We start from the raw sequence: 213 nt of genomic DNA, 5'->3' as shown, positions 1-213 counted from the left end.
GCTCTTCCGATCTGGCCAGCCGCAGCTCGGCGCGGCCGCCCTCGGCGGAGGTGCGCAGCAGGGTGCCGATGTCCTCGGGGTGGACGAGGTAGGCGAAGGAGTAGCGGCGCATCACGGAGGCGGGTCTGCCGAGCAGCCGGCACAGCGCGTCGTTGGGGCGCAGCAGCCGGCCGTGCTGGTCGCCGCTCATCTCGGCGATGGACATGCAGGAGG

At 72.8% G+C, this 213-nt stretch carries 1 pseudogene; it reads right to left on the bottom strand.

Features of this window, described 5'->3' with window-relative positions:
- Window positions 1–213 (bottom strand): annotated as a pseudogene (locus tag A4V12_RS23465) (diguanylate cyclase CdgB); the annotation flags it as partial.

It is taken from the genome of Streptomyces noursei, assembly GCF_001646665.1.
GTDB lineage: Bacteria > Actinomycetota > Actinomycetes > Streptomycetales > Streptomycetaceae > Streptomyces > Streptomyces lavendulocolor.
Note: the sequence above shows the minus strand (reverse complement) of the source record. Positions and strands in the feature narration are given on the sequence as shown.